The 23,721-nt window shown below is 68.4% G+C and carries 20 protein-coding genes; 9 read left to right on the top strand and 11 right to left on the bottom strand.

Features of this window, described 5'->3' with window-relative positions:
• Positions 1-5: 5 nt before the first annotated feature.
• Positions 6-956, bottom strand: a complete 951-nt coding sequence (locus DFS13_RS03350) for a LysR family transcriptional regulator (protein ID WP_006494919.1) — start codon at positions 954-956, stop codon at positions 6-8.
• A 105-nt stretch (positions 957-1,061) separates the two neighbouring features.
• Here DFS13_RS03350 and DFS13_RS03345 point away from each other — a divergent pair, with 105 nt between their 5' ends.
• The gene (locus DFS13_RS03345) at positions 1,062-2,417 is read left to right on the top strand and encodes an aspartate aminotransferase family protein (RefSeq protein WP_012493315.1); all 1,356 of its coding nucleotides are present in this window, start codon (positions 1,062-1,064) and stop codon (positions 2,415-2,417) included.
• A 49-nt stretch (positions 2,418-2,466) separates the two neighbouring features.
• Positions 2,467-3,984 carry a CoA-acylating methylmalonate-semialdehyde dehydrogenase gene (locus tag DFS13_RS03340; RefSeq protein ID WP_034202380.1) on the top strand — a complete coding sequence of 506 codons (1,518 nt, stop codon included), beginning with the start codon at positions 2,467-2,469 and terminating at the stop codon, positions 3,982-3,984.
• A 129-nt stretch (positions 3,985-4,113) separates the two neighbouring features.
• Here the strand turns inward: DFS13_RS03340 and DFS13_RS03335 are convergent, their stop codons facing one another.
• The 4 genes from DFS13_RS03335 to DFS13_RS03320 all read right to left on the bottom strand — a co-directional run bounded on the left by DFS13_RS03335 (position 4,114) and on the right by DFS13_RS03320 (position 7,822).
• Complete coding sequence (locus DFS13_RS03335; RefSeq protein ID WP_006479101.1) at positions 4,114-4,488, bottom strand: hypothetical protein; 375 nt, start codon at positions 4,486-4,488, stop codon at positions 4,114-4,116.
• Positions 4,489-4,771: 283 nt separating this feature from the next.
• A complete protein-coding gene (locus tag DFS13_RS03330) occupies positions 4,772-5,704 on the bottom strand; it encodes a DMT family transporter (protein WP_111441359.1) in 933 nt (310 codons plus the stop codon).
• Between the two features lie 127 nt (positions 5,705-5,831).
• Entirely contained in the window at positions 5,832-6,764 is a 933-nt protein-coding gene (locus tag DFS13_RS03325; RefSeq protein ID WP_204371270.1) for an AEC family transporter, read from the bottom strand.
• Positions 6,765-6,937: 173 nt separating this feature from the next.
• A complete protein-coding gene (locus DFS13_RS03320) occupies positions 6,938-7,822 on the bottom strand; it encodes a LysR family transcriptional regulator (RefSeq protein ID WP_058903089.1) in 885 nt (294 codons plus the stop codon).
• A 377-nt stretch (positions 7,823-8,199) separates the two neighbouring features.
• Between DFS13_RS03320 and DFS13_RS03315 the strand changes: the two genes are divergently transcribed.
• Positions 8,200-8,577: a nuclear transport factor 2 family protein gene (locus DFS13_RS03315; RefSeq protein WP_006482852.1), complete on the top strand. Its 378-nt coding sequence runs from the start codon at positions 8,200-8,202 to the stop codon at positions 8,575-8,577.
• Positions 8,578-8,601: 24 nt separating this feature from the next.
• Here DFS13_RS03315 and DFS13_RS03310 read toward each other — a convergent pair whose 3' ends face one another.
• A complete protein-coding gene (locus DFS13_RS03310) occupies positions 8,602-9,402 on the bottom strand; it encodes a helix-turn-helix transcriptional regulator (RefSeq protein ID WP_006482848.1) in 801 nt (266 codons plus the stop codon).
• A gap of 130 nt (positions 9,403-9,532) precedes the next feature.
• On the opposite strand from DFS13_RS03310, the gene DFS13_RS03305 reads away from it, so the two are divergent.
• Positions 9,533-10,939 (top strand): APC family permease, encoded by a 1,407-nt coding sequence (locus tag DFS13_RS03305; protein ID WP_006494913.1) that lies wholly within the window; start codon positions 9,533-9,535, stop codon positions 10,937-10,939.
• A gap of 64 nt (positions 10,940-11,003) precedes the next feature.
• Positions 11,004-12,113 (top strand): P1 family peptidase, encoded by a 1,110-nt coding sequence (locus DFS13_RS03300; protein WP_060212396.1) that lies wholly within the window; start codon positions 11,004-11,006, stop codon positions 12,111-12,113.
• Between the two features lie 138 nt (positions 12,114-12,251).
• Here the strand turns inward: DFS13_RS03300 and DFS13_RS03295 are convergent, their stop codons facing one another.
• Both DFS13_RS03295 and DFS13_RS03290 read right to left on the bottom strand, forming a co-directional pair.
• Entirely contained in the window at positions 12,252-12,464 is a 213-nt protein-coding gene (locus DFS13_RS03295) for a hypothetical protein (RefSeq protein WP_006482828.1), read from the bottom strand.
• 136 nt (positions 12,465-12,600) lie between these two features.
• Positions 12,601-14,784, bottom strand: a complete 2,184-nt coding sequence (locus tag DFS13_RS03290) for an FUSC family protein (RefSeq protein ID WP_111441358.1) — start codon at positions 14,782-14,784, stop codon at positions 12,601-12,603.
• A gap of 188 nt (positions 14,785-14,972) precedes the next feature.
• Between DFS13_RS03290 and DFS13_RS03285 the strand changes: the two genes are divergently transcribed.
• Positions 14,973-15,920: a LysR family transcriptional regulator gene (locus DFS13_RS03285; protein WP_012493318.1), complete on the top strand. Its 948-nt coding sequence runs from the start codon at positions 14,973-14,975 to the stop codon at positions 15,918-15,920.
• 110 nt (positions 15,921-16,030) lie between these two features.
• Here the strand turns inward: DFS13_RS03285 and DFS13_RS03280 are convergent, their stop codons facing one another.
• Together DFS13_RS03280 and DFS13_RS03275 are read right to left on the bottom strand one after the other, a co-directional pair.
• A complete protein-coding gene (locus DFS13_RS03280) occupies positions 16,031-16,333 on the bottom strand; it encodes a DUF4148 domain-containing protein (RefSeq protein WP_006482838.1) in 303 nt (100 codons plus the stop codon).
• A gap of 230 nt (positions 16,334-16,563) precedes the next feature.
• A complete protein-coding gene (locus tag DFS13_RS03275) occupies positions 16,564-17,706 on the bottom strand; it encodes a porin (RefSeq protein WP_006482831.1) in 1,143 nt (380 codons plus the stop codon).
• Positions 17,707-18,046: 340 nt separating this feature from the next.
• Between DFS13_RS03275 and codA the strand changes: the two genes are divergently transcribed.
• From codA to DFS13_RS03255, 3 genes are all read left to right on the top strand, one after another.
• On the top strand, positions 18,047-19,288 hold the full coding sequence (gene codA / locus DFS13_RS03265) for a cytosine deaminase (RefSeq protein ID WP_060212400.1): 1,242 nt from the start codon (positions 18,047-18,049) through the stop codon (positions 19,286-19,288).
• Between the two features lie 165 nt (positions 19,289-19,453).
• Positions 19,454-20,779 carry a chloride channel protein gene (locus DFS13_RS03260; protein WP_111441357.1) on the top strand — a complete coding sequence of 442 codons (1,326 nt, stop codon included), beginning with the start codon at positions 19,454-19,456 and terminating at the stop codon, positions 20,777-20,779.
• Between the two features lie 218 nt (positions 20,780-20,997).
• Positions 20,998-22,320, top strand: coding sequence for a TIGR00366 family protein (locus DFS13_RS03255; protein ID WP_012493319.1), 1,323 nt, complete (start codon positions 20,998-21,000; stop codon positions 22,318-22,320).
• Between the two features lie 64 nt (positions 22,321-22,384).
• On the opposite strand, the gene DFS13_RS03250 is transcribed toward DFS13_RS03255, so the two are convergent.
• Positions 22,385-23,713: an MFS transporter gene (locus DFS13_RS03250; RefSeq protein ID WP_058903093.1), complete on the bottom strand. Its 1,329-nt coding sequence runs from the start codon at positions 23,711-23,713 to the stop codon at positions 22,385-22,387.
• Positions 23,714-23,721: the final 8 nt, after the last annotated feature.

The raw sequence follows: 23,721 nt of genomic DNA, 5'->3' as shown, positions 1-23,721 counted from the left end.
CGCCGCTACGCCGCCGGCCGTGCCGCCGCATGCGCGGCGTCGAGGCACGACTGGAACAGCAGCGCCGCCCGCGACGGCCGCGGCGAGCGCCGCAGCAGGCTCACGAACCGGCAACGGTAATTGAACCGGTGCGGCGCGATCGGCTGCATCAGCCCCTTGTTTTCGAAACTCTCCGCATAGTGATCGGGCAGGAAGCCGAGATAGCGGCCCGACAGAATCAGCGTCGCGATCGATTCCTGGTCCGATGCGGTCGCGCTGCGGGTGAGCTTTGCGCGATGGCTCAGCTCCATGTTCGGCGAATGGAAACCCAGCCCGGCGAACGCGTGGTTGCGGATCGTCGTCCACGTAAGCTTGCCGTGCGGCGCATCGAACAGCGGATGCTGGCGGCCGCAGTAGAGCAGCATCCGTTCGTCGAACAGCTCCGAATACACGAGGCTGCCCGAGTTGCGGTGCACGGGAATGATCCCGACCTGGTAACTGCCGTCGATGATCCCGCGCTCGACCTCGTTGATCGACGCGACGTGCAGGTTCAGCGCGACGTCGGGCGCTTCGTCGGCGAACTGGCGGATCGCGTCGCCGAGGCGGGCATTCGCGTTGGTGGCCGTCTTGTCGAATACCGCGATGTGCAGTTCTCCGCCCATCCGGTCGTGAATGCCGTCGATCCTGCTGCGAAATGCTTCCATCGATGCGAGCAGCCGCAGCGTCTCCTCGTACACCGTCTGCCCCTCGGGCGTCAGCGTGAAGCCCGCGCGGCCGCGCCGGCACAGCACGAGGCCGAGCCGCGTTTCCAGATCCTTCACGTGCCGGCTGATCGTCGAGATGCCGATATTCAGTTCCAGTTCGGCCGCCGCCATCCCGCCGCACTGCACGACGCCCTTGAAGACCCGCAGCAAACGGAGATCCATGTCGCTGAGCTGCCCGAGCAGCGCGCGGCTCTTCGGTTTCTTTGCTTGCATAGTTGAGCAAGTGAACATTGATATTGCGATATTCAAAAGACTAATTGGCGTCCCGACAATGTGCAACATCATCACAAGGAGGAGGGGCGCGCCGCGCCGACCGACATGACCGACATCACCACCGCCCAGCACGACGACACGAACCTCCGCACCGACGCCGCCTGGCTCGATGCGCACTGGATGCCGTTCACGGCCAACCGTCAGTTCAAGGCCGATCCGCGCATGATCGTGTCCGGCAAGGGCGCGTATTACACCGACGCCGAAGGCCGCAAGATCTTCGACGGCCTGTCGGGCCTCTGGTGCACGGGCCTCGGTCACGGCCGCACGGAAATCGTCGAGGCCGTGAGCCGCCAGGTCGCGCAGCTCGACTACGCGCCGGCCTTCCAGTTCGGCCATCCGAAATCGTTCGAACTCGCCAACAAGATCAAGGAGCTGACGCCGGCCGGCCTCGACTACGTATTCTTCACGGGTTCGGGCTCGGAAGCGGCCGACACGTCGCTGAAGCTGGCCCGCGCGTACTGGCGCGCAAAGGGCAAGGGCACGAAAACGCGCCTGATCGGTCGCGAGAAGGGGTATCACGGCGTGAACTTCGGCGGCATCTCGGTCGGCGGGATCGGACCGAACCGCAAGCTGTTCGGTCAGGGCCTCGATGCCGATTTCCTGCCGCATACGCAACTGGCCGAGAACAGGTTCTCGCGCGGCATGCCCGAGCACGGCGCCGAGCTGGCCGACCGCCTGCTCGAGCTGATCGCGCTGCACGACGCGTCGAACATCGCGGCCGTGATCGTCGAGCCGTTCTCCGGTTCGGCGGGCGTGGTCGTGCCGCCGAAGGGCTATCTGAAGCGCCTGCGCGACATCTGTACCGCGCACGACATCCTGCTGATCTTCGACGAGGTCATCACGGGCTTCGGCCGCGCCGGCGCGATGACGGGCGCCGACGCATTCGGCGTGGTGCCGGACATCATGAACTTCGCGAAGCAGGTGACGAACGGCGTGCAGCCGCTCGGCGGCGTGATCGCGACGAAGGAAATCTACGACACGTTCATGGCCGCGGGCGGCCCCGAGTACATGCTCGAGTTCCCGCACGGCTACACGTATTCGGCGCATCCGGTCGCGTGCGCGGCCGGCGTCGCGGCGCTCGACCTGCTGGTGAAGGAAGACGCGGTGGCCCGCGTGCGCGATCTCGCGCCGCATTTCGAGGCGGCCGTGCACGGGCTGAAGGGCCAGCGCCACATCGCGGACATCCGCAACTACGGGCTGGCGGCCGGCCTGACGATCGCCGCGCTGCCGGGCGAGCCGGCACGGCGCCCGTACGAGATCGCGATGCGCTGCTGGGCGAAGGGCTTCTACGTGCGTTACGGCGGCGACACGATCCAGCTCGCGCCGCCGTTCATCGCCGAGAAGCGCGAGATCGACAACCTGGTCAACGCGCTGTCCGACGCACTGAACGAAGTGGACTGAGCCACCGCTCGCCCGCAGCGATAACCGAATTCACGAAAGAGCCCGAAACATGAAACACGACAGCAATGTGACTTCCACCGTCGGCCACCTGATCGACGGCAAGCGCGTCGACGGCGGCAGCCGCGTCCAGCCGGTGTTCGACCCGGCCACCGGCGAATCGCACAAGAGCGTCGCGCTCGCCGACAAGCTGACCGTCGAAGCCGCGATCGCGTCCGCGCAGGCCGCGTTCCCGGCGTGGCGCAACACGCCGCCGCTGAAGCGTGCCCGCGTGATGAGCCGCTTCAAGACGCTGCTCGAGGAACACGCCGACGAGCTGTGCGCGCTGATCACGGCCGAGCACGGCAAGGTGCTCGCCGATGCGATGGGCGAACTGCAGCGCGGGATCGAGAACGTCGAATACGCGACCTACGTGCCCGAGTTGCTGAAAGGCGAGCACAGCAAGAACGTCGGCCCCGCGATCGATTCGTGGAGCGAGTTCCAGGCGCTGGGCGTCGCGGCCGGCATCACGCCGTTCAACTTCCCGGTGATGGTGCCGCTGTGGATGTGGCCGATGGCCGTCGCCTGCGGCAACACGTTCGTGCTGAAGCCGTCCGAGCGTACGCCGTCGTCCACGCTGCGCATGGCCGAGCTCGCGCTCGAGGCCGGCCTGCCGCCGGGCGTGCTGAACGTCGTGAACGGCGACAAGGAAGCGGTCGACACGATCCTGACCGATCCGCGCGTGAAGGCCGTGAGCTTCGTCGGCTCGACGCCGATCGCCGAATACATCTACTCGACCGGCTGCGCGCACGGCAAGCGCGTGCAGGCGCTCGGCGGCGCGAAGAACTTCGCGGTCGTGATGCCGGATGCGGACATCGGCAATGCGGTGAACGCGCTGATGGGCGCCGCGTACGGCTCGTGCGGCGAGCGCTGCATGGCGATTCCGCTCGTCGTCGCGATCGGCGACGAAACGGGCGACAAGGTCGTCGCGGGGTTGAAGGCCGAGATCGAGAAGATGAAGGTCGGCCCGGGCAACGGCGCGGGCGTCGACATGGGCCCGCTCGTCACGAAGCAGCATTTCGAGAAGGTGACGGGTTTCGTCGAAGCGGGCGTGGCAGCCGGCGCGACGCTCGTCGTCGACGGTCGCGGCGTGAAGGTCGACGGCCATGACGGCGGCTACTACCTCGGCCCGTGCCTGTTCGACAACGTGAAGCCCGGCATGCCGATCTACCAGCACGAGATCTTCGGGCCGGTGCTCGGCGTGATCCGCCTGAAGTCGCTCGACGAGGCGATGGCGCTGATCGATGCGCACGAGTACGGCAACGGCACGTGCCTGTTCACGCGCGACGGCGAGGCTGCGCGCTATTTCGGCGACAACATCCAGATCGGCATGGTCGGCATCAACGTGCCGCTGCCGGTGCCGGTCGCATACCACTCGTTCGGCGGCTGGAAGCGTTCGCTGTTCGGCGACCTGCATGCCTATGGTCCGGACGCCGTGCGGTTCTACACGAAGCGCAAGACGATCACGCAACGCTGGCCGTCGGCCGGCGTGCGCGAGGGGACGGTGTTCAGCTTCCCGTCGAGCCGCTGAGCCCACGCGCGCACCGGCTGCATGCGGCCGGTGCGACGTGCGAAGCGGCCGGAGCCCGCCCCGATCGGCGATCGGGGGCGGGCTTTTTTTACGTCCTCACGAAATGCGCGGAAGGCGGCGAAAGAAGGCTTACGGCGCGACCACGTGCCACACGTTCTTGAAGTTGTCGCCGTTGCGCTCGCCCTGTTTCATGTCCTTCGAGAAGAAGTACAGCGGCTTGCCCTTGTACGCCCATTGCGGGCTGCCGTCGTCGCGCTTGACGATCGTGTAGGGCCCGACCGGTACGTCGGTCGCGCTGGCCTTGTAGGGTGGCCACAGGGTTTCGCATGGGCCTGTACAGGCGCTGGTGCCGGCGTTGGGCTTGTCCTTGTCGAATGCGTAGACGGTCATGCCGTTGGCGGCGACGAGCGCGCCGTTCTCGACTTTCGTGATCGAACCTTGGGCCGAGGCCGAGGCGGACGCCATGGCGAGCAGGACGGAGCTGACGAGCAGCGCAGCTTTCATGTGTGCCTCCTGGTAGTCGGTGGGCGGGCGCGATCGCGTGCACGGGCGAGCGTGCGCGACGACCGCGGTGAATGGCGCCGGAACGCAAGGCCGTTGCCGCGGCGGGCGACGCACGGTCGAACGGCGGCAAACGGGGGCGCTTCATTCACGATAGGCGGTTTTTGGCGGGGCTGCGAGAAGATCGGGGGGCGTATCGGCCCGACGTATGCAGCACGCAACGGCATGGCGGGCGCCTGCATCCGGTATTCGGCATCCGTCCCCGAACGCGGCGCACGCCGACGCATCAGCGGTTCGCGCGATTGGTCAGTGCGACGCCCGCGATCACGAGTGCGCCGCCGGCGAGCATCGACGGCGACAGCGGCTCGCCGAGCAGCACGACCGACAGCAGCACGCCGAACACCGGCACCAGGTTGGTGAACACGGCCGCGCGGGCCGGCCCGAGGAGGCGGATGCCCTGCGAATACCAGACGAACGCGATCACCGTGCCGACGGCGCCGAGATAGAGCATCGATGCGACGGCCTGCCACGTCAGCGGCGTGCCGCCAGTCGCCGTCGCGTCGAACAGGTGCGCGACGAGCAGCAGCGCGAGGCCCCAGAGCGCCGCGTACGTGGTGGCCGCGAGCGGCGACAGCCCGTCGAGCGCGCGCCGGCCGATCACGGTGTAGGCGGCCCAGCTCAGCACCGCGCACAGCATGAAGCGTTCGCCGGCGCCGAACGTATTGCCGAGATCGGTCAGCACGCGCAGCCAATCGCCGCGGCTGATCACGACCAGCGCGCCGCACAGCGCGACCGCGATGCCGGCCCAGCGCGACAGCGACAGGCGTTCGCGCACGACGACCGACAGCAGCACGGCGGTGGCGACCGGATTCAGTGCGACGAACAGCGCGGTGCGCCCGGCCGGCATCCGCGCGAGCGCCGCGAAAAAACACACGTTGTACAGGAAGATGCCGGTCGCGCCGAGGCCGAACGTCGTCACGATCTGGCGTCCGCTGAGTGTCGGCAGCCCGCCTTCGACCTGCCAGGTCAGCACGACCAGCAGCAGCGCGGCGATCGCGAAGCGTCCGGTGGCCGCCGAGGTCGCGGACATCGTCGCGGCGAGGATCCGGCCTGCGATGAACGTGCCGCCCCAGAACAGCGCGACGAGCGTGAGCTTCACGTAGATGGCCGCGTGCGGCGGGGGGGCGACGACGCTGGCGGGCGGGGCGGGAGCATTCATGTGGCGTGCAATCTCGAAAGGAAGCGTGTGCCGCGAGGCGTGCGTGGCCGCGCGCGGCTAAACGATGCCGAGCCGCGCGATGGCCGGCCTGCGGGCCGATTCAGGGAAGGGGGCCGGGCGGGCGTCGTCAGCGGAACGCGGGCGCCGACGCGAGCGCGGTGAGCACGGCCGGCATCGCGAGCGCGGCGGCGATCGTCTGGAACGCGGTGATGCCGGCCATCAGCGGCGCGTCGCCGCCGAGCTGGCGCGCCATGATGTACGACGCCGACGAGGTCGGCAGCGCCTGGAACAGCAGCGCGACGGTCAGCGCCGCATCGCCGAGCCCGAACAGCCGGCCGGCCGCAAGCGTGATGAGCGGCATCGCCACGAATTTGAACGCCGATGCGACGCACACCGGCTGCCACCATGCGCGGGCCGCATCGAATGTCAGCGCCGCGCCCACGCACAGCAGGCCGAGCGGCATCGACGCGGCGCCGAGCGCCCGCACGGCCGGCTCGACGGCGGCCGGAAACGCCACGCCGCCGGCCTGCATCGCCATCCCGAGCGCGCAGGCGACGACGAGCGGATTCGACAGGATCTGCCGCACGAGCGCCGCCGCGCCGAGCCGCGTGTCGCCGTAGCGCGCGAAGACCAGCACGCACATCAGGTTGACGGTCGGCACGATCGCCGCGACGCAGACGGCCGCGAGTGCAATGCCCTTCGCACCGAACAGCCCGGCGGCGAGCGCGGTGCCGACATAGTTGTTGAAACGCACGGCGCCCTGGAACACCGACGTGAAGCCGGCGCCGTCGACCCGCACGAACTGGCGGACCAGCAGAAGAAGCGCCGCGGCGAATGCGGTCGAACCGACCAGCGCCGCCGCGAGCGGTAAAACGGGCAACGATTGCAGCCGCGCATTCGCGAGGCCGTCCGCGAACAGCGCGGGCAGCAGTACGTAGTAGCAGAGCCGCTCGGCGTGCGGCCAGAACGCTGCGGCGATGAAGCCGGTGCGCCGCAGGCCATGACCGAACGCGACCAGCAGCGCGACCGGCGCGAGCGCGAGCAGGATCGGGCCGATCATCGGCGCGCCTTCATGCGGGTCGTGCCGGAGCGCCGGCGCGGCCGGCAGGCAACGCAGCGGAACGACGCGGGAATCCATCCGGCGGACGACATGGCGACATGCAATCGAAAGAGTGACGATGCCGCCAAGTTAACACGCGCAAGCAACAGGAATAATGGTGAATTATCGGGTGTTCAATGAGAAATTCTCATCGATGACGCGGTCACTTCGGCGGCCAGCGCGCGGGCGAAACGTTCGGCCGGACGCGACTGGTGTTCGAGCAGGACGACCGCGCGGCCCATCTGCGGCCGGCCGAACGGCAAGCGCGTGACCGGCGGCAGACGCGCAAGCGTCGCGTCGGGGAGCGCGACGATCGCCGCACCGAGCCCGCGCGCCACCATGCGCGCGATCGTTTCCGCGCTGTCCAGCACCATCTCCTCGCGCACCCGCACGCCGATGCGGCGCAGCTCGGCGGCGATCATCCGGCCGGCCCACGCCTGCGCGTCGAAGCGGATGAACGGCAGCGCATCGAGCAGCGCGCCCGCGTCGCGTTCCGCATGACCGGGCGGCGCGAGCAGCCAGAAGCGATCCTCGTACAGCGTGGTCCACGTCAGTTCCGCCGGATGCGGGCGCACCGGGCGCGTCGTGATCGCTGCGTCGAGCTCGCCGGCCGCGACGCGGTTCGCGAGTTCCACCGACATGCCGGCCGACACGTGCACGCGCAACGACGGATGCGCGGCACGCAGCGCGAGCAGCGCGTCGGGCAGCGGGCCGGACAACGCGGTCTGGATCGCGCCGATCCGCAGCCGGCCGACCAGCTTCTTCTCGTCGCTGAGCGCATCGGGAATCCGGTCGACCATCGCGAGCACCTGCTCGGCCTGCGCGAGCAGGATGTTGCCGGCTTCGGTGAGCACCGGCTGCCGGCGCGAACGGTCGAACAACTGCACGTTGTATTCGCTTTCGAGCGTCTTGATCTGCAGGCTCACCGCCGATTGGGTGAGGCCGATGGCTTCGCCGGCGCGCGCGAAGGTCCGGTAGCGGGCGATGGCGACGAGCGTTCTGAAGGCGCGGAGTGACATGGGCTCGGTGAGATGGACGAACGGGGCCGGCACGCGGATTGCTCGACGATGCCGGCGGCGCAGTGGCGGCATGCCGCTCGGGGTGTCGACGACCGCCGAAGCGGACGGCTGGCGCCGGCACGCTGGCGGACATCATGCCCGTGCGTGCGGAAACGGGCAACCGACGCGCGCCCCGGCCTGCGCCGAAAGGCGCGGTGCGGGACCGGCGGATCGGCCGGTGCGTGTTTTCTCATGCATGGCGTCGTGCCGGACATGCACGCCGGTCCGCGCACGCGTGAGCGGCCGCGGCCGTGCGTGCCGCCCGTGTCCGTTTCATCGATGCGCCGGGGCGACGCGAGCCGTTGCGGTCACCCCGACCCTTCGCGGAGGTAACGACGATGCCAGACGATCCCGGTGAAGTCGCGCGTGCGAGCTATCGCGCGTATGTCGACAAGAACCGCGACGCGATCGAAGCGCTGATCGCGCCGGACTTCCATTTCACGAGCCCGCTCGACAACCGGCTCGACCGCGACGCGTATCTGGCGCGCTGCTGGCCGAACAGCGCGATGCTCGCAGGATTCGAGTTCGTCGACGTGGCGGTGCATGGCGAATACGTGTTCGTCGTGTACGAAGCCGTCACGACCGCCGGACGGCGGTTTCGCAACGCCGAGCGATTGCGCGTACGCGACGGCCGGATCGTCGAGGCCGAGGTGTATTTCGGCTGGTACGTGCCGCACCAGGCGCCCGATGGCGGGTTCATCGAGGCGGGCGGGTGAAGGCAGTCGCGTGCATCGGCGCACTCATCCCGCCGCGTCCTCACCCAGCGCCTGGATGAACCGCGAAAACAGCTCCGGTTGCGACGAAATTCCGAGCTTTGCATACACATGCCGTCGATGCACCTTCACCGTTTCCGGTGAAATCGCGAGCCGCTCGGCGATCGCCTTCGACGAATTGCCGCGCAGCACCATGCGTGCGATCGACATCTCGCGGTCGGTCAGCACGCCCGCGCCGAAGCGCGCGAGTGCCTGCTCGACACGTGCGCCGAGATCGGCGTCGGGCATCACGCGCGCGGCGTCGCCCACCAGCCGCCAGTGCTGCCGGATCGCCGCGAGCACCCACGGCATCGCGGCCGTCAGCTTGCCGAGCGGCTCGACGTCGAAGCGCGTCGACGCACCGAGCGACAGCGACAGCAGCGTGTCGGCATTCGGCCGCACGAGAATCTGGATCTCGTCGTCGCCGACCGCGTCGCGGAAATAGCTGAGGAAATACTCGCTCTGCCGGAACAGGTCGGGCGCGACTTCCTCGAGCCGGTAGCAACCGTCGGCGAGCCCGTCGTGCGCGGCCTGCAGGAACGGATCGAGCAGATAGACGCCGTTCAGGTAGAGCGGCACGGGCGACGCGCTGTCGGTGCCGCCGGTGTCGTATTCGTCGAGCACGAGCGGCACGCCGTCGCTGCCGACCGCGGTCGCGAGCGCGTTGTCGAACGGCACCATTTCATTGAGCAGCAGCACCAGGAACCGCCAGAAGCGCGGCTGGCCGAGATGATCGATTGCGCGGCCAAGCGCCTGGTGCATTGCGATTTCCGAAAAGAGACGATCCATACCACCACCGGAAGGGCGTAACACGAAGGGGGAATAGCGGTCCTGAAATTGGCTTCCTAGACTGCCACGCAATCAATCGGGCCCGAGTATGGGTTGTCAAAAAAGAGCAGCATAGGCGCAGGAGAACGAAATGGCGATGATGTCGGAATCGACGGGCACCGTGCAAGCGGCGCCCGCAATGGAAGACGCGCCGCGCGCGCTGTCGCAGACGCTCAGCGTGCGCGACGCAGTGATGATCACCGTATCGGGCGTGACACCGGCCAGCTCGATCTTCGTGATCGCGCCGTTCGCGATCCAGCAGGCCGGCAGCGGCGCCGTGCTGTCGTTCGTGCTCGGCGGCGTGCTCGCGCTCGCGTTCGCGCTCTGCTATGCGGAACTCAGCGCCGCGCATCGCAGCGCGGGCGGCGAATACGTGATGGCCAAGCGCGTGTTCGGCACGCTGCCCGGCTACCTGACCTTCATCACGGTGCTGTCGGTCAGCGTGTTCATCCCCGCCGTGCTCGCGAGCGGCGCCGCGCCGTACCTGAACAATGCGCTCGGCACGCACTTCAGCAACCAGTCGGTCGCGCTGACGATCGTGCTGCTCAGCTATCTGCTCGGCATGCTGAACATCAAGACGAACGCCTGGATCACCGGCGCGTTCCTGGTCGTCGAAATCGGCGTGCTGATGCTGATCGCGGGGCTCGGCTTCGGGTCGCCGCATCGCGGCGCCGAAGTGCTGATCGCACCGGTCGTCGCGAGCGGCAATGCGCTCGTGCCGGCGACGCTCGCGGCCATCGTGCCCGCGATCGGCACCGCGATCTTCTGCTACAACGGCTTCGGCTCGGCCGCGTATCTCGCGGAAGACCTGCGCGGCGGCAACCGCAACGTCGCGAAGGCGGTGATCTATTCGCTGCTCGTGATCCTCGTCGTCGAACTGGTTCCGCTCACCGCGATCGTGCTGGGTGCGCCGTCGCTGACGGAACTGACGAAGAGTGCCGATCCGATCGGCTATGTCGTGCGCTCGCTGAGCAATCCGGCCGTGTCGCGGGTGGTCAGCGGCGGGATCTTCCTGTCGGTGTTCAACGCGATCATCGCGATCGTGATCACGATGGGTCGCCTGCTGTACAGCAGCGGCCGGCATGCGCTCTGGTCGCGCACCTGCAACCGCGCGTTCTCGGCGATCCATCCGCGCCTCGAATCGCCGTGGCTGGCGACGATCGCGCTCGCGATACCGTCGGCCGGGCTCGTGTTCGTGTCGAGCCTCGACGAGCTCACCGCGTTCACGGTCGACCTGTTGCTGCTGATCTACCTCGTCGTCGGGCTGGCCGCGCTCGCGAGCCGGTTCGTGCGCCGCGACGTCGAACATCACTACCGGATGCCGCTGTGGCCCGTGACGCCGCTCGTCGCGGTGGCGGGCGCCGCGTATACGCTGGTCACGACGTTGGCCACCGCGACGAAGCCGACCGACCTGATCATCATCGCGGGGCTGCTGGTCGCGGCACTCGTGATGTACGTGGCCTGGGCGCGCCACAGCGAAGCGTTCCGCGCGCTCTGAGCACCGGATCGACACCTTGCAGCACCGATATACCGAACCATTGAAAGACGGGAGGAATTGCATCATGCGCACGAGAGATCTCGGCATCCGCATCGGACTCGGCACGCCGGGCCGCTTCAACGCGATCACGGACGTACCGGGCGTGCGGGTCGGACATTGCACGCTGAACGTCGAGAACGGCGACGCGTCGATCCGCACCGGCGTCACCGTGATCGAGCCGCGCGCGGGCGCCGTGCACGATTCGCCGTGCTTCGCGGGCGTGCACGTGCTGAACGGCAACGGCGACGCGACCGGGCTCGAATGGATCCGCGAAGCGGGCCTGCTGACGACGCCGATCGCCTATACGAACACGCACAGCGTCGGTGCGGTACGCGACGCGCTGGTCGCGAACGAACGCGAAGCGGCGGCCGGCCGCGTGTACTGGTGCATGCCGGTCGTGATGGAAACCTACGACGGACTGCTGAACGACATCTGGGGGCAGCACGTGAACGCCGCGCACGTGCAGCGCGCGCTGGCCGCCGCGCAATCGGGGCCGGTCGCCGAAGGCGGCGTGGGCGGCGGCACCGGCATGATCTGCCACGAGTTCAAGGGCGGCATCGGCACCGCATCGCGCGTGCTGGCGGACGAGGCGGGCGGCTGGACCGTCGGCGCGCTCGTGCAGGCGAACTACGGCGTACGCGAGATGCTGCGCGTGGCCGGCTACCCGGTCGGCGAAGTGCTGCGGCACGTGCATTCGCCGTTCCGCGACGCGGACGCGAAAGGCGAGCCCGGCATGGGTTCGATCGTCGTCACGATCGCGACCGACGCACCGTTGCTGCCGCATCAATGCACGCGTCTCGCGCAGCGCGCGAGCGTCGGGCTCGCCCGCGTCGGCGGCGGCACCGAGGATTCGAGCGGCGACATCTTCCTCGCGTTCGCCACCGGCAACGACGGCTTGCCGGCCGCGAACTACGGCAGCAAGGGTACGCCGACCACCGGCGTGCAAATGGTCAACAACGACCATATTTCCGCGCTGTTCGTCGCGGCGGCCGAAGCAGTGGAGGAGGCGATCGTGAATGCGCTGGTCGCGGGCGGCGACGTCGCGTCGCGCGGGGCGCGGGTCGAGGGGCTCGGGCCGGCGCGCTTGCTGGATGCGTTGCGCGAAGTGGGTTGGCGACCGGGGCGCGGCGCCTGAAACGGCAAGCGCCGCTTCAATCGAAGCGGCGTGGGGCGGAACGGCGATGCGGCGATCGGCCGGACCGCCGTCCGCCCGCGCAGGTCATGCGCGCGGTGCGGGCGATACGGGCCTGGCCGTGACGACGCGGCGTCATGCTCAGCTGCCGAAATAGATGTTGCAGAAGCTGACGGGGCCGACGCAGGCATTCGGGTCTTCCTGCTTCGATTGCGCACGATCGACGCGGCCGGCGGCCTTGATCGCCTCGGCGCGGTTCGCCTGTTGCGGTGCGACGTCTGCCGGCGCCGGCTGTGCGTGGGCGACAGCAGCGGTGAGCGACAGGGCAACGAGGGCGAGGTGCAGCGGCTTCATTTGAGTTCTCCTGGGTGAGTGCCAGTCTCGCTGGCAGTGAGGAAACTATAGGCTCGCACTGCTTAAAGATTAATCACCGCGGCTGTAGAGCTTATTTCCATCCGGAACAACGATCCCGTTGCGCGCGCATCGGCCTTCAATGGCGGTGCCGGTTGAACGGCGCGTCCTTGTCGAGCAGCGCGCTGCGCATGAAGTGCAGGCAGCCGACGATCCGCTGCATGCTGCGACGCGCGTCGGGCACCGCGTACCACGCCTGCAGCGTGTGCTGCGCCGCGCGGATCGCGAGATTCACGGATTTCAGCGTGCGTGCATGGTGGCCGGGCGTCGGATCGTCGAAGAAGCGTGGCAGTTCGTTCAGCACCGCGTCGATCGAACCGGTCCAGCGCAGCGTCTGCGGCGGTTTGGACGCGCAGAACGCGTGCAGTTCGTCGCGCAGGTCGATCACCGCATGGCCGACCTCGAGCGTCGACAGCATCCAGCGCATCGCATCGCGATGCTGCCGCGTGCGGCGCACCAGCAGCGTCCGCAGTTGCGCCATCAGGTCGTGCGTGCTCGACTGGAAGCGCTGCGCGAGGCCGTCCGGCGCGCCTTCGCATGCGAGCGTCACCTGGCGGCGCAAGTCGTGCGCGATCCGGCCGGTGAGCCAGGGCATGTGGGTCGGGAACACGACGGCGAACACGAGCGAGCACGCGAGCATCGCGACGACGATCGCCAGCCCGTTGTTGACCAGCACTTCCGGCGTATACGCGATCGCGTTGTCGGGGCCCGCGAGCAGGCAGAAAAACACCGCGAAGCCGATCCCGTAGCCGGACAGGCCCGGCCGCATCGCGAGGAACGCGCCGAGGCCGAGCACCGGCGCGAGCGCCGCGCACAGCAGCGGAAAGCCGTCGATGTTCGGATACACGTAGCACAGGAACAGGTAGCCGACCGCGGTCGCGAACGCCGCGCCGACGCTCATCTGCGCGACGAATTTCGGCGCGCGCGGCGAGGTCGAGCTGAGCGCGCATGCGATCGCGGTGGCGATCACCGCGAGCGAGCCGCTCGGCCATTCGGACGCGATCCAGAATGCGCTCATCGCACCGACGGCCACCACCGTGCGCAGGAAGGCGAAGCCGACGAAGAACGCATTGGTCTTCACCGCGTAATGCGTGACCGAGCGCTCGAATGCGTGGTCGTCCTGATCGAGCGACGCGTAGGTATCGACGTAGCCGAGATATTCGCCGATGAACCGGTACAGCAGCTCGATCGCGGTATCGAAGTCGAGCAGGCCGCCGGCCGCATGGTCCTCGATGGCCCGTCGCGACGCGCGCGCGGCCTTCGGCAACGCACCATGGAAGCGGCGCAGTTCGAGCAGCGCGCCGGTGGCCGGTGCGATGCCGTGCTGGCGTTCGTCGCGCAACGCGGCGAAGCGCAGCGCGAGCGCGTCGACGTGCGGCGCCAGCGCGTCGAGCACCGCGTCCGAATGATTCGCGCGCAGCCGTTTGACGAGCTGGTGCAGCGCATGCAGCCGCGTGCATGCGTTCATGAACTCGCTGTTCAGCCGCGCGAGCCGGCGGCTGCGCGCGCGGATGTGCGGGTCCTCGAACGACGCGAACGCGCGGTTGGCTTCGAAGCCGACGATGTCGTCGACGAAATCGGCGAAGCGCCGTTCGAAATCGCCGCGCGCGACGTCGCCCGCCAGCGCGCCGGCCGTGAACGCCGCGAACGTCGCGTGGCGCGCGCTCAACGAGCGCATCAGCGCCTTCGCGGAACTCAACGGCAGGATCAGCGCGCTGACCGCGCCCGAGCACGCGATGCCGAGTGCGACTTCCGCGGCGCGCGTGAGCGCGGACTGGAACAGCGTCTGCGGCGTCATCACGGCCGGCAGGCCGATCAGCGCGGCCGTGTAGCCGGCGAGCACGAAGCCGTACCAGCGGAAGTGGCGGTTGCGCACCGCGAGGGCGATGCAGCCGCCGATCCACAGCGTGATGCCGGCCATGTACAGCTCCGGCTGCTGCGCGAACAGCCCGCCGAGCGCGAGCGCGCCGACGAGGCCGGCCGCCGTGCCGAGCACGCGATAGAAGCTCTTCGCGAACACCATGCCCGACAGCGGCTGCATCAGCACGAACACGGTCGTCATCGCGGTGCGCGGCTGCGACATCTCGAGACGCATCGCGATGCCCATCGCCAGCAGCGCCGCGAGCACCGTTTTCGCGAGATGCAGCCAGATCAGCCCGTCGGTCGCGGCCCAGTCGCGCGCCGCGTTGCCGAGCGGATCGAGCCATGGCCTCCATCGTGCCGGTTCGATGGAAGATCGCTCGATCGCAGGTTGTGGCTTCATGAAAAGAGGGGGCCGGCGCGGTGCCGCGGCGCGTCCGAACGGCCCGTTCGACTGGTGAGGCGCCGATTGTAGGAGCGCGGCGCCCGCGCATTAACGCAGTTGCGGGGAAACGATAGTTGCAGCCGAAGTAACAATCTGTCGCATCCAGTGGAGGAAAATGGCGGCTCCGCTACAGGTTGCTCACAGGAATGGATACCCTACAAAACATGCGGGTGTTTTCGCGCGTCGTCGAGACGGGCAGCTTCACCGCCGCCGCGCAATCGCTGAATTCGACGACCGGCGCGATGTCGCGCGCGGTGTCGGAGCTCGAGGCGCGCCTGCGCACCCGTCTGATGAATCGCTCGACCCGCCGTCTCGCGCTGACGTCGGCCGGCGAAAGCTATCTGCGGCGCTGCCGCCAGATCCTCGCCGACGTCGACCGCGCGGAAGAAGAAGCGAGCTGCGCGCACGAGCGCCCGGCCGGCGTGCTGCGCATGCACAGCTTCGCGAGCGTCGGTCACCACTACGTGATGCCCGCGCTGACGCGCTATCACACGCAGTACCCGGACGTGTCGATCGAGCTGTCGCTGTCGCAGCGCATGCCCGACCTGTTCGACGGCACGAGTGACATGGCCGTCGTCACCGCGTCGTCGCTGCCCGATTCGGAACTCGTGTCGCACCTGCTCGGGTCGACCTTCAGCATTCTGTGTGCGTCACCCGACTACGTGAAACGGCACGGCGTGCCGGCCCGCCCGCAGGATCTCGCCGCGCACGCGTGCCTGACGCTGTGCACGCCGGCGTTTCCGACGCACGAATGGGTGCTCGAAGGGCCCGAAGGCGTCGAGCAGATCCACGTCGCCGGGCCGGTGCAGACCAATACCGCCGAATCGCTCGCGCTCGCGATCCGCGACGGCATCGGGATCGGCATGCTGCCGCTGTATTCGGCGATCGACGCGCTGCGCGACGGCACGCTGGTCCGTGTGCTGCCCGCGCATATCCTGCAGAAGATGAACGTGTATGCGCTGTACCCGTCGCGCCGTTTCGTCGATGCGAAGGTGCGGACCTGGGTCGAGATGTTGCGTGCGCAAGTGCCGGGAATGATCGCGCGCGACGTCGAGATGCTGAACGCGATCGACCGCGAACCGCAGGCCGCCTGAGCGCAGGCCGCCTGAACCCCGTGCGCGCATCGGCGCGCGGCGGGTTGTTTCCTGCAAACATCCACTACGCGTCGCTCGCCATGCATGCTCGATGCGAGCGACGCACGTCATCACAGCGCGGGCTTGGCCGCCGCGCCCGATTCGGTTGCAGGCGCCCCGGCCGGGCCGTAGGCGGCCTGCGCCGCTTTCCGCTCGGCGAGACGCTTCGCCTGCAGTCGTTCCTGCGCCGCCAGGATGTCCTCCGGATAGTTGCCGACTTCACCGCGCGCGGGGTTGTAGCCGACTGACTCGAGATCGATCAGTTCCTGCAGCACCTGCGCGCGCGTGACGGGCGACTTCGCCTGCTGGGCGAACGACAGGGCCGGTGCGGCAAGCAGGATGGCAGCGGCGGCGGTAACGACGAGCGATTTCACGAGGTTCTCCTGAATACGGGGTGGGTGGCCGGATCGACGCGCGACGCGCGGCTCCGACCTTCGACGTCAGTCTACGCAGCGGGCCGATGCGCAAACACCCCGATTCCAGGAGGGCTGCGTTCCAGAAGCAACAACATTGGCGCTGTCGCCCGCCGCGGCCGGACCCGTGAGCAAACACGGGCGCCGTGCACACGGGCGCGGTACAGGCGGGCGACGTTGCGCGCTGCCGGTCAGAAGCGCGTGCGCATGCCGATCGTGCCGACGACCTGGTTCGCCGTGCTCGATGCGCCGCCCGACGTGTTGATGAACGCCTGGTAGCCGCGGCCGGACGCATGCTGGAACATCGCTTCCGCGTACAGGTCGGTGCGGCGCGACAGCTTGTACACGGCCTGCAGGTCGACCTGATGCCACTTCGGATCGGTGCCGTGCTTGCTGTCGGGATTCGACACGCTGGCGTCCGTGTACACATAGGCGGCGCCGAGGCTGACGGCCGGCGTGACCGCATAGCGCACGTTCACGTCGTAGTTGTTGAACGCGATCTGGCCGCTGGAGCCGAACGAGCCGGTGTTGTCGTACTGCGAGCGCGTGTAGACGAAGCCGACGGTCGCCGGCCCGAATACGTAGCTGACGCCGCCGCCGTACGTGCGCATGCGGTCCGAGCCGATCGACCAGCCCCCCTGGTTCAGGCTCTTCGCCTCGGCCGAATCGGTCGCGCCGGGGCTCGCGCTCGTCGAGCCCTTCGTGCCGTTCATCTGCAGGTAGGCGCCGGCCAGCTTCAGCGGGCCGTTCGTGTAGCTCGCGGCCACGCTGTACGCGCGGTTGGCGCTGAAATTCGCCGAGTTGGAGAACGCGTACAGCGCGCCGACCTTGAAGCCCGCGATCGTGTCGCTCGTGTACTTGACCGCGTTGTTGATGCGCAGCGAGTGGTTCAGGTTGTCGTTGTCGAACGGATGCGCGAAGCCCGCATCGCCGAGATCGCCGGCCGTCGCGGACAGCGGCGCGACGAAGTCGACCATCGTGTCGTACTGGCGGCCGAGCGTCAGCGTGCCGTAGCCGGCGCGGCTCAGGCCGACATACGCGTGGCGGCCGAACAGCTTGCCGTCCTGGCCGAGCCCGCCGTTGTTCACGTTGAAGCCGTTCTCGAGCACGAACAGCGCCTTCAGCCCGCCGCCGAGATCCTCGGTGCCGCGCAGGCCGAAGCGGCTGCCGTTGATCGTGCCGGTCGCCATGCGCCACTGCGACGCGCCGTTCACGTTGTTGGTATAGGCGATGCCGGCGTCGATCAGGCCGTACAGCGTGACCGAGCTTTGCGCGTGGGCGAGCGGCGCGAACAGGGTGGCGGCGCACGCGCCGGCGATCAGGGTTTTTTTCATCGGGAAGCTCCTGCGTGTGGGACTGGAAACCAAAGTTCGGCGCAAGTATAGGAATGCGCCGCACGCGCAAGGGCCTTGGGGCCGCGAGCGCACTGTTCCTGATCCGGCAAGAGTCCTTCACAAAACTGACACGCGGCGTCGCGCGCGCGTCGGGCCGGCGGTTCCTGCGTGACGGCCGGCATGCGGCTGCCGTCCCGCGCAGCCCGGCTGTCGCGTCGATGCAACATGCGCGGCAGGTGCGCGCGTCGCCGCTTTTCCTCCATACTGATTGCCCGGACCGCACGGTCGTCGACGCAGATCGCGCGGCCGTGTTCACGCATGCACGACAAGAGGCCTCCCCATGAACCTGTTCAACGTACGCCTGCGCGGCCGCGACGGCCTGTTCACGATCGGCATCGATGCCGGCAAGATCGCGCGCATCGACGCGCAAACCGCGCCGATCGCGTCGACGAACCCCGACCATATCGACGGCGGCGGCCGTCTCGCGATTCCGCCGCTCGTCGAACCGCATATCCACCTTGATGCCGTGCTGACGGCCGGCGAGCCCGCGTGGAACATGAGCGGCACGCTGTTCGAGGGCATCGAGCGCTGGGCCGAGCGCAAGGCGACGATCACGCACGAGGACACCAAAACGCGCGCGCATGCGGCGATCGGCATGCTGCGCGACCACGGGATCCAGCACGTACGCACGCACGTCGACGTGACCGATCCGACGCTCGCCGCGCTGAAGGCGATGCTGGAAGTGAAGGACGAGGCGCGCGGGCTGATCGATCTGCAGATCGTCGCGTTCCCGCAGGAGGGCATCGAATCGTTCGACGGCGGCCGCGCGCTGATGGAGCGGGCGATCGAACTCGGCGCGGACGTCGTTGGCGGGATTCCGCATTTCGAGAACACGCGGGAGCAGGGCGTCAGCTCGATCCGCTTCCTGATGGACCTCGCGGAGCGCACGGGCTGCCTCGTCGACGTGCACTGCGACGAGACCGACGATCCGCATTCGCGCTTTCTCGAAGTGCTTGCGGAAGAGGCACGCGTGCGCGGCATGGGGGCACGCGTGACCGCGAGCCATACGACCGCGATGGGCTCGTACGACAACGCGTACTGCTCGAAGCTGTTCCGGCTGCTGAAACGGGCAGGGCTGAACTTCATCTCGTGCCCGACCGAGAGCATCCATCTGCAGGGCCGCTTCGACACGTTTCCGAAGCGGCGCGGCGTCACGCGCGTCGCGGAACTCGACCGTGCCGGCCTCAACGTGTGCTTCGGGCAGGATTCGATCAAGGACCCGTGGTATCCGCTCGGCAACGGCAACATCCTGCGCGTGCTCGACGCGGGCCTCCATATCTGCCACATGATGGGCTACCAGGACCTGCAGCGCTGCCTCGACTTCGTGACCGATCACAGCGCGACGGCGCTACACCTCGGCGACGGGTACGGCATCGCGGTCGGACGTCCGGCGAATCTCGTCGTGCTGGATGCGGACAGCGACTACGAAGCCGTGCGCCGGCAGGCGAAGGCCACGCTGTCGATGCGCCACGGGCAGGTCATCATGCGGCGCGAACCGGAGCGGATCACGTATCCGGATTGACGAGGAGGCGGGCCATTCCGGCCCGCCGGACGCCGTGCATTCATGAAATGCATGAGTCGATTCGAAAAATACGTTTGTCTCATGAGAGGTGCAGGCCTACGATGCGGTGCTGACGACGGCGTGCGGGTTGCATGCCGTTTTTTCGATTCCCCGTTCGCCGAACTTATGCGCCTCGATCTTCCGTCCCCTCCCGCGGCATCCTCGCCAACCGCCAGCCCGTTCGCGCGCGTGGCGGTCGTCACGGTCCTGACCGGTATCGGCGCGGGGCTCGGCGGCATGCTGCTCGCGTTGCTGCTGCATGCGATCCAGCACGTCGCGTACGGCTACAGCGTCGCGCACGTGATCGGCGCCGAGAGCTTCCTCAGTGGCGTGACCGGCGCCGAGCCGCTGCGCCGGTTGGCGGTGCTGGTCGTCTGCGGGATCGTCGCGGGCGGCGGCTGGTGGGCGCTTTACCGGTATGGCCGGCCGCTCGTCAGCATCCGCCGCGCGGTGCGCGCGGCCGATCCGCGGATGCCGTTCGTCAGCACGATGGTTCACGCGCTGCTGCAGATCGTCACCGTCGCGCTCGGCTCGCCGCTCGGCCGCGAAGTCGCGCCGCGCGAGATCGGTTCGCTGCTCGCCGGGCGGCTTGCCCATGCGGCGGGACTCACGCCCGACGACTGCCGGCTGATGGTCGCATGCGGCGCCGGCGCGGGGCTCGCGGCCGTCTACAACGTGCCGCTCGGCGGCGCGATCTTCGTGCTCGAGGTGCTGCTCGGCACGTTCGAACTGCGTGCGCTGGTCGTGGCGGTCGTGACATCCGCGATCGCGGCGATCGTCGCGTGGCTCGGTCTCGGCAACGAACACCAGTACACGGTGCCGGCGTTCGTGCTGAGCACGCCGCTCGTCGCATGGTCGGTCGTCTGCGGGCCGCTGTTCGGCTTCGCCGCGTACGGGTTCGTGCGGCTCACCACCCGCGCGCGGGCGAACGCGCCGAAGGACTGGCGGCTGCCGGTGTTCGCGCTGCTCAACTTCGCGGTGATCGGCGTGCTGGCGATGCGGTTTCCGCAATTGCTCGGCAACGGCAAGGGGCCGGCGTCGCTGGGTTTCGACGGCACGCTGACGATCGGCCTCGCGGCGGCGCTGCTCGTGCTGAAGGTGCTGATCGAGGCCGGCAGCCTGCGGGCCGGCGCGGAGGGCGGGCTGCTGACGCCGGGTCTCGCGAACGGTGCGCTGCTCGGGATCGTGCTCGGCGGGCTGTGGAGCGCCGTGTGGCCCGGCGCATCGCTCGGCGGATGCGCGCTGATCGGCGCGACCGCGTTTCTCGCCGCATCGATGCAGATGCCGGTCACGGCCGTCGTGCTGCTGCTCGAATTCACGCGTGCGAATCACGACAGCCTCGTGCCGATGCTGCTGGCGGTGGCGGGATCGCTCGTCGCGTATCGGTTCGCGCAGCGGCTCGCTGAGCGGCGGGTGACGGACGTGGCGACGCTGAGCGAGCCAGTGAAGTGACGACGGCGCGTTGACGCGCGGCGGCCATTACCCTCGAAGGCGGCGCGGATCGTGCCGCCTTTCTCCGTTTTTCCCCGTTTCCCTGTCCTGACACGACGCGAGCGTGATTTTGCGCGCCGAAGCGCGTCCGCCGGTTCTGTGCAAGAATCCGCGCGTTTCCGCGCCTCAACCAACAACGATACGCGCGGATGTCCCTATCAGGAAACGAGGAGCTCAAGTTGATCCAGCGCATTTCCCGCTTCTTCACGCAGGTGGTCCACCGCGTGTTGCCCGACCCGTTGATTTTCGCGATCCTGCTGACGATCGTCACGTTCGCGCTCGCGTTCGGCCTCACGCCGAACACACCCGTGCAACTCACGACGATGTGGGGTTCGGGCTTCTGGAACCTGCTCGCGTTCTCGATGCAGATGGTCATGATCCTCGTCACCGGCCACGCGCTGGCGAGTTCGCCGCCCGTGCGGCGCCTGCTCGTCGCGCTCGCGAGCACCGCGCGCACGCCCGGCCAGGGCGTGATGCTCGTCGCGTTCGTCGGCGCGCTGGCCTGTGCGATCAACTGGGGCTTCGGGCTCGTGCTCGGCGCGATGCTGGCGCGCGAAGTCGCGCGCCGCGTGGCCGGCAGCGACTACCGGCTGCTCGTCGCGTCCGCCTACATGGGCTTCCTGAGCTGGCACGGCGGGCTGTCGGGTTCGATCCCGCTCGTCGCGGCGACGAAAGGCAATCCGATGGAAAAGACCATCGGCCTGATTCCGGTGTCCGACACGATCTTCACCGGCTACAACGCGTTCGTCACGATCGGGCTGATCGTGATGCTGCCGTTTCTCGCGCGAATGATGATGCCGAAGCCGGGCGACGTCGTCAGCGTCGATCCGGCGCTGCTCGCCGAGCCGCCGAGCGTCGAGCGCAAGCTCGGGCCCGACGCGACGTTCGCGGAGCGGATGGAGGAGAGCCGCGTGCTGTCGATGCTCGTCGCGGCGCTGTGCGCGGCGTTCCTCGTGCTGCGTTTCGCGCAGAAGGGCTTCGCGCTCGACATCGACACGGTGAACCTCGCGTTCCTCGCGGCCGGCATCCTGCTGCACCGGACGCCGATGGCCTATGCACGCGCGGTGGCCGGCGCGGCGCGCGGCGCGTCCGGGATCATGATCCAGTTCCCGTTCTACGCCGGCATCCAGGCACTGATGGATCACTCGGGGCTCGCGGGCGTGATCACGAAGTGGTTCGTCGATATCGCGAACGTGCACACGTTCCCGCTGCTCGCATTCCTGAGCTCGGCCGTGATCAATTTCGCGGTGCCGTCGGGCGGTGGCCACTGGGTCGTGCAGGGGCCGTTCGTGATGCCGGCCGCGCAGGCGCTCGGCGCCGATCTCGGCAAGGCGGCCATGGCGATTGCGTACGGCGAGGCGTGGACCAACATGGCGCAGCCGTTCTGGGCGCTGCCCGCGCTGGCGATCGCGGGGCTCGGCGTACGCGACATCATGGGGTACTGCGTGACGACCCTGCTGTTCTCGGGCGTGGTGTTCGTCGCCGGGATGTATCTGTTCTGACGAAGTGAGACGAGAGGCGGGCGCGAGGCCCGCATCCTGTCCGCTGGATTTTTTCAGCCTGCCTTCAGCCGCGCGACCGCACGCCGGCGCGCTCGTGCCCGTGCCGCAAAGCGAGGCTCGCGAACGCTGCGATCACGAGCGCGGCCGCGAGCAGCGTCAACCCGTTCTTTGCATTGCCGGTCGCCTGTTCGATCGCGCCGACGACGGTCGGCCCGACGAAGCCGCCGAGCAACCCGCACGTATTCACGAGCCCGAGCCCGCCGGCCAGCGCGCTGCCCGCCAGCCGCGACGCCGGAAACGTGAACACGATCGACTGGACGACGAAGAACATCGACGCCGCCACGCACACGCAGAGCAGCCCCGCCAACGGCGACGCATGCGCGGCGCCGACCATCCCGGCCGCCATGACCACCAGCCCCGCGCACAGCATGCGGCGCGAATGACGCGATTCACGGGCGAAGCGCGGCAGCGTGCCGGCCCCGAGCGCGGCGGCGAGCCACGGCAGCGAAGTCAGCAACCCGACCGCGAACGGCGAGAGGCGCCCCGACGCACCGATGATGCCCGGCAGGAAAAAGATCACCGTGTAGATGGTCAACTGGTGGCAGAAGTACACGAAGATCGCGAGCCAGATCTGCGGATCGCGCAGCGCGGCGCCGAACGCATGGCCGCCGTGCGCGGCGACGCCCGCGTCCTGTTCGGCGGCCAGCTTGCGCTCGAGCGCGCGGCCGGTTTCCGGAGCGAGCCACGGCGCGGCGCTCGGCCGGTCCGGCAATCGCATCCATACGACGAACGCGAGCAGGATCGCCGGAATGCCTTCGACGACGAACAGCCATTGCCAGCCGTGGAAGCCGAGCGTGCCGTCGAGCTCGATCAGCGCGCCGGCCAGCGGTCCGCCGACGATGTTGGCGATGCACACGCCGAGCAGGAAATAGCCGGTGGCGCGCGCACGTTCCTCGCGGCCGAACCAGTACGTCAAATACAGCATCACGCCGGGAAACAGGCCGGCTTCGGCCACGCCGAGCAGCAGGCGCATCACGTAGAACGACGTTTCGCCGCTGACGAACGCCATCGCGACCGACAGCGCGCCCCACGTGATCATGATCCGCGTGATCCAGAAGCGTGCACCGACGCGATGCATGATCAGGTTGCTCGGGATCTCGAAGAGCGCGTAGGTCAGGAAAAACAGCCCCGCGCCGAGTCCGTACGCGGCCGATGAGATGCCGAGATCGACGCCCATCGAGTGTTTGGCGAACGCGATGTTGGTGCGGTCGAGAAAGCTGATCACATACGCGGCGATCAGCAGCGGCATGAGTTTGCGGAACAGCAGCCGGTTCAGCGACGCGTTCGCGTCGCCGGCGGCGGACGACAGGGCCTGAGCGTGATGAGTGGACATGCGGACGA

Origin of the sequence: Burkholderia sp. 28_3 (assembly GCF_003253915.1) — a bacterium.
Classification (GTDB): Bacteria; Pseudomonadota; Gammaproteobacteria; order Burkholderiales; family Burkholderiaceae; genus Burkholderia; species Burkholderia cenocepacia.
The sequence above is the reverse complement of the archived record's forward strand: the minus strand, read 5'-3'. Positions and strand labels throughout refer to the sequence as shown.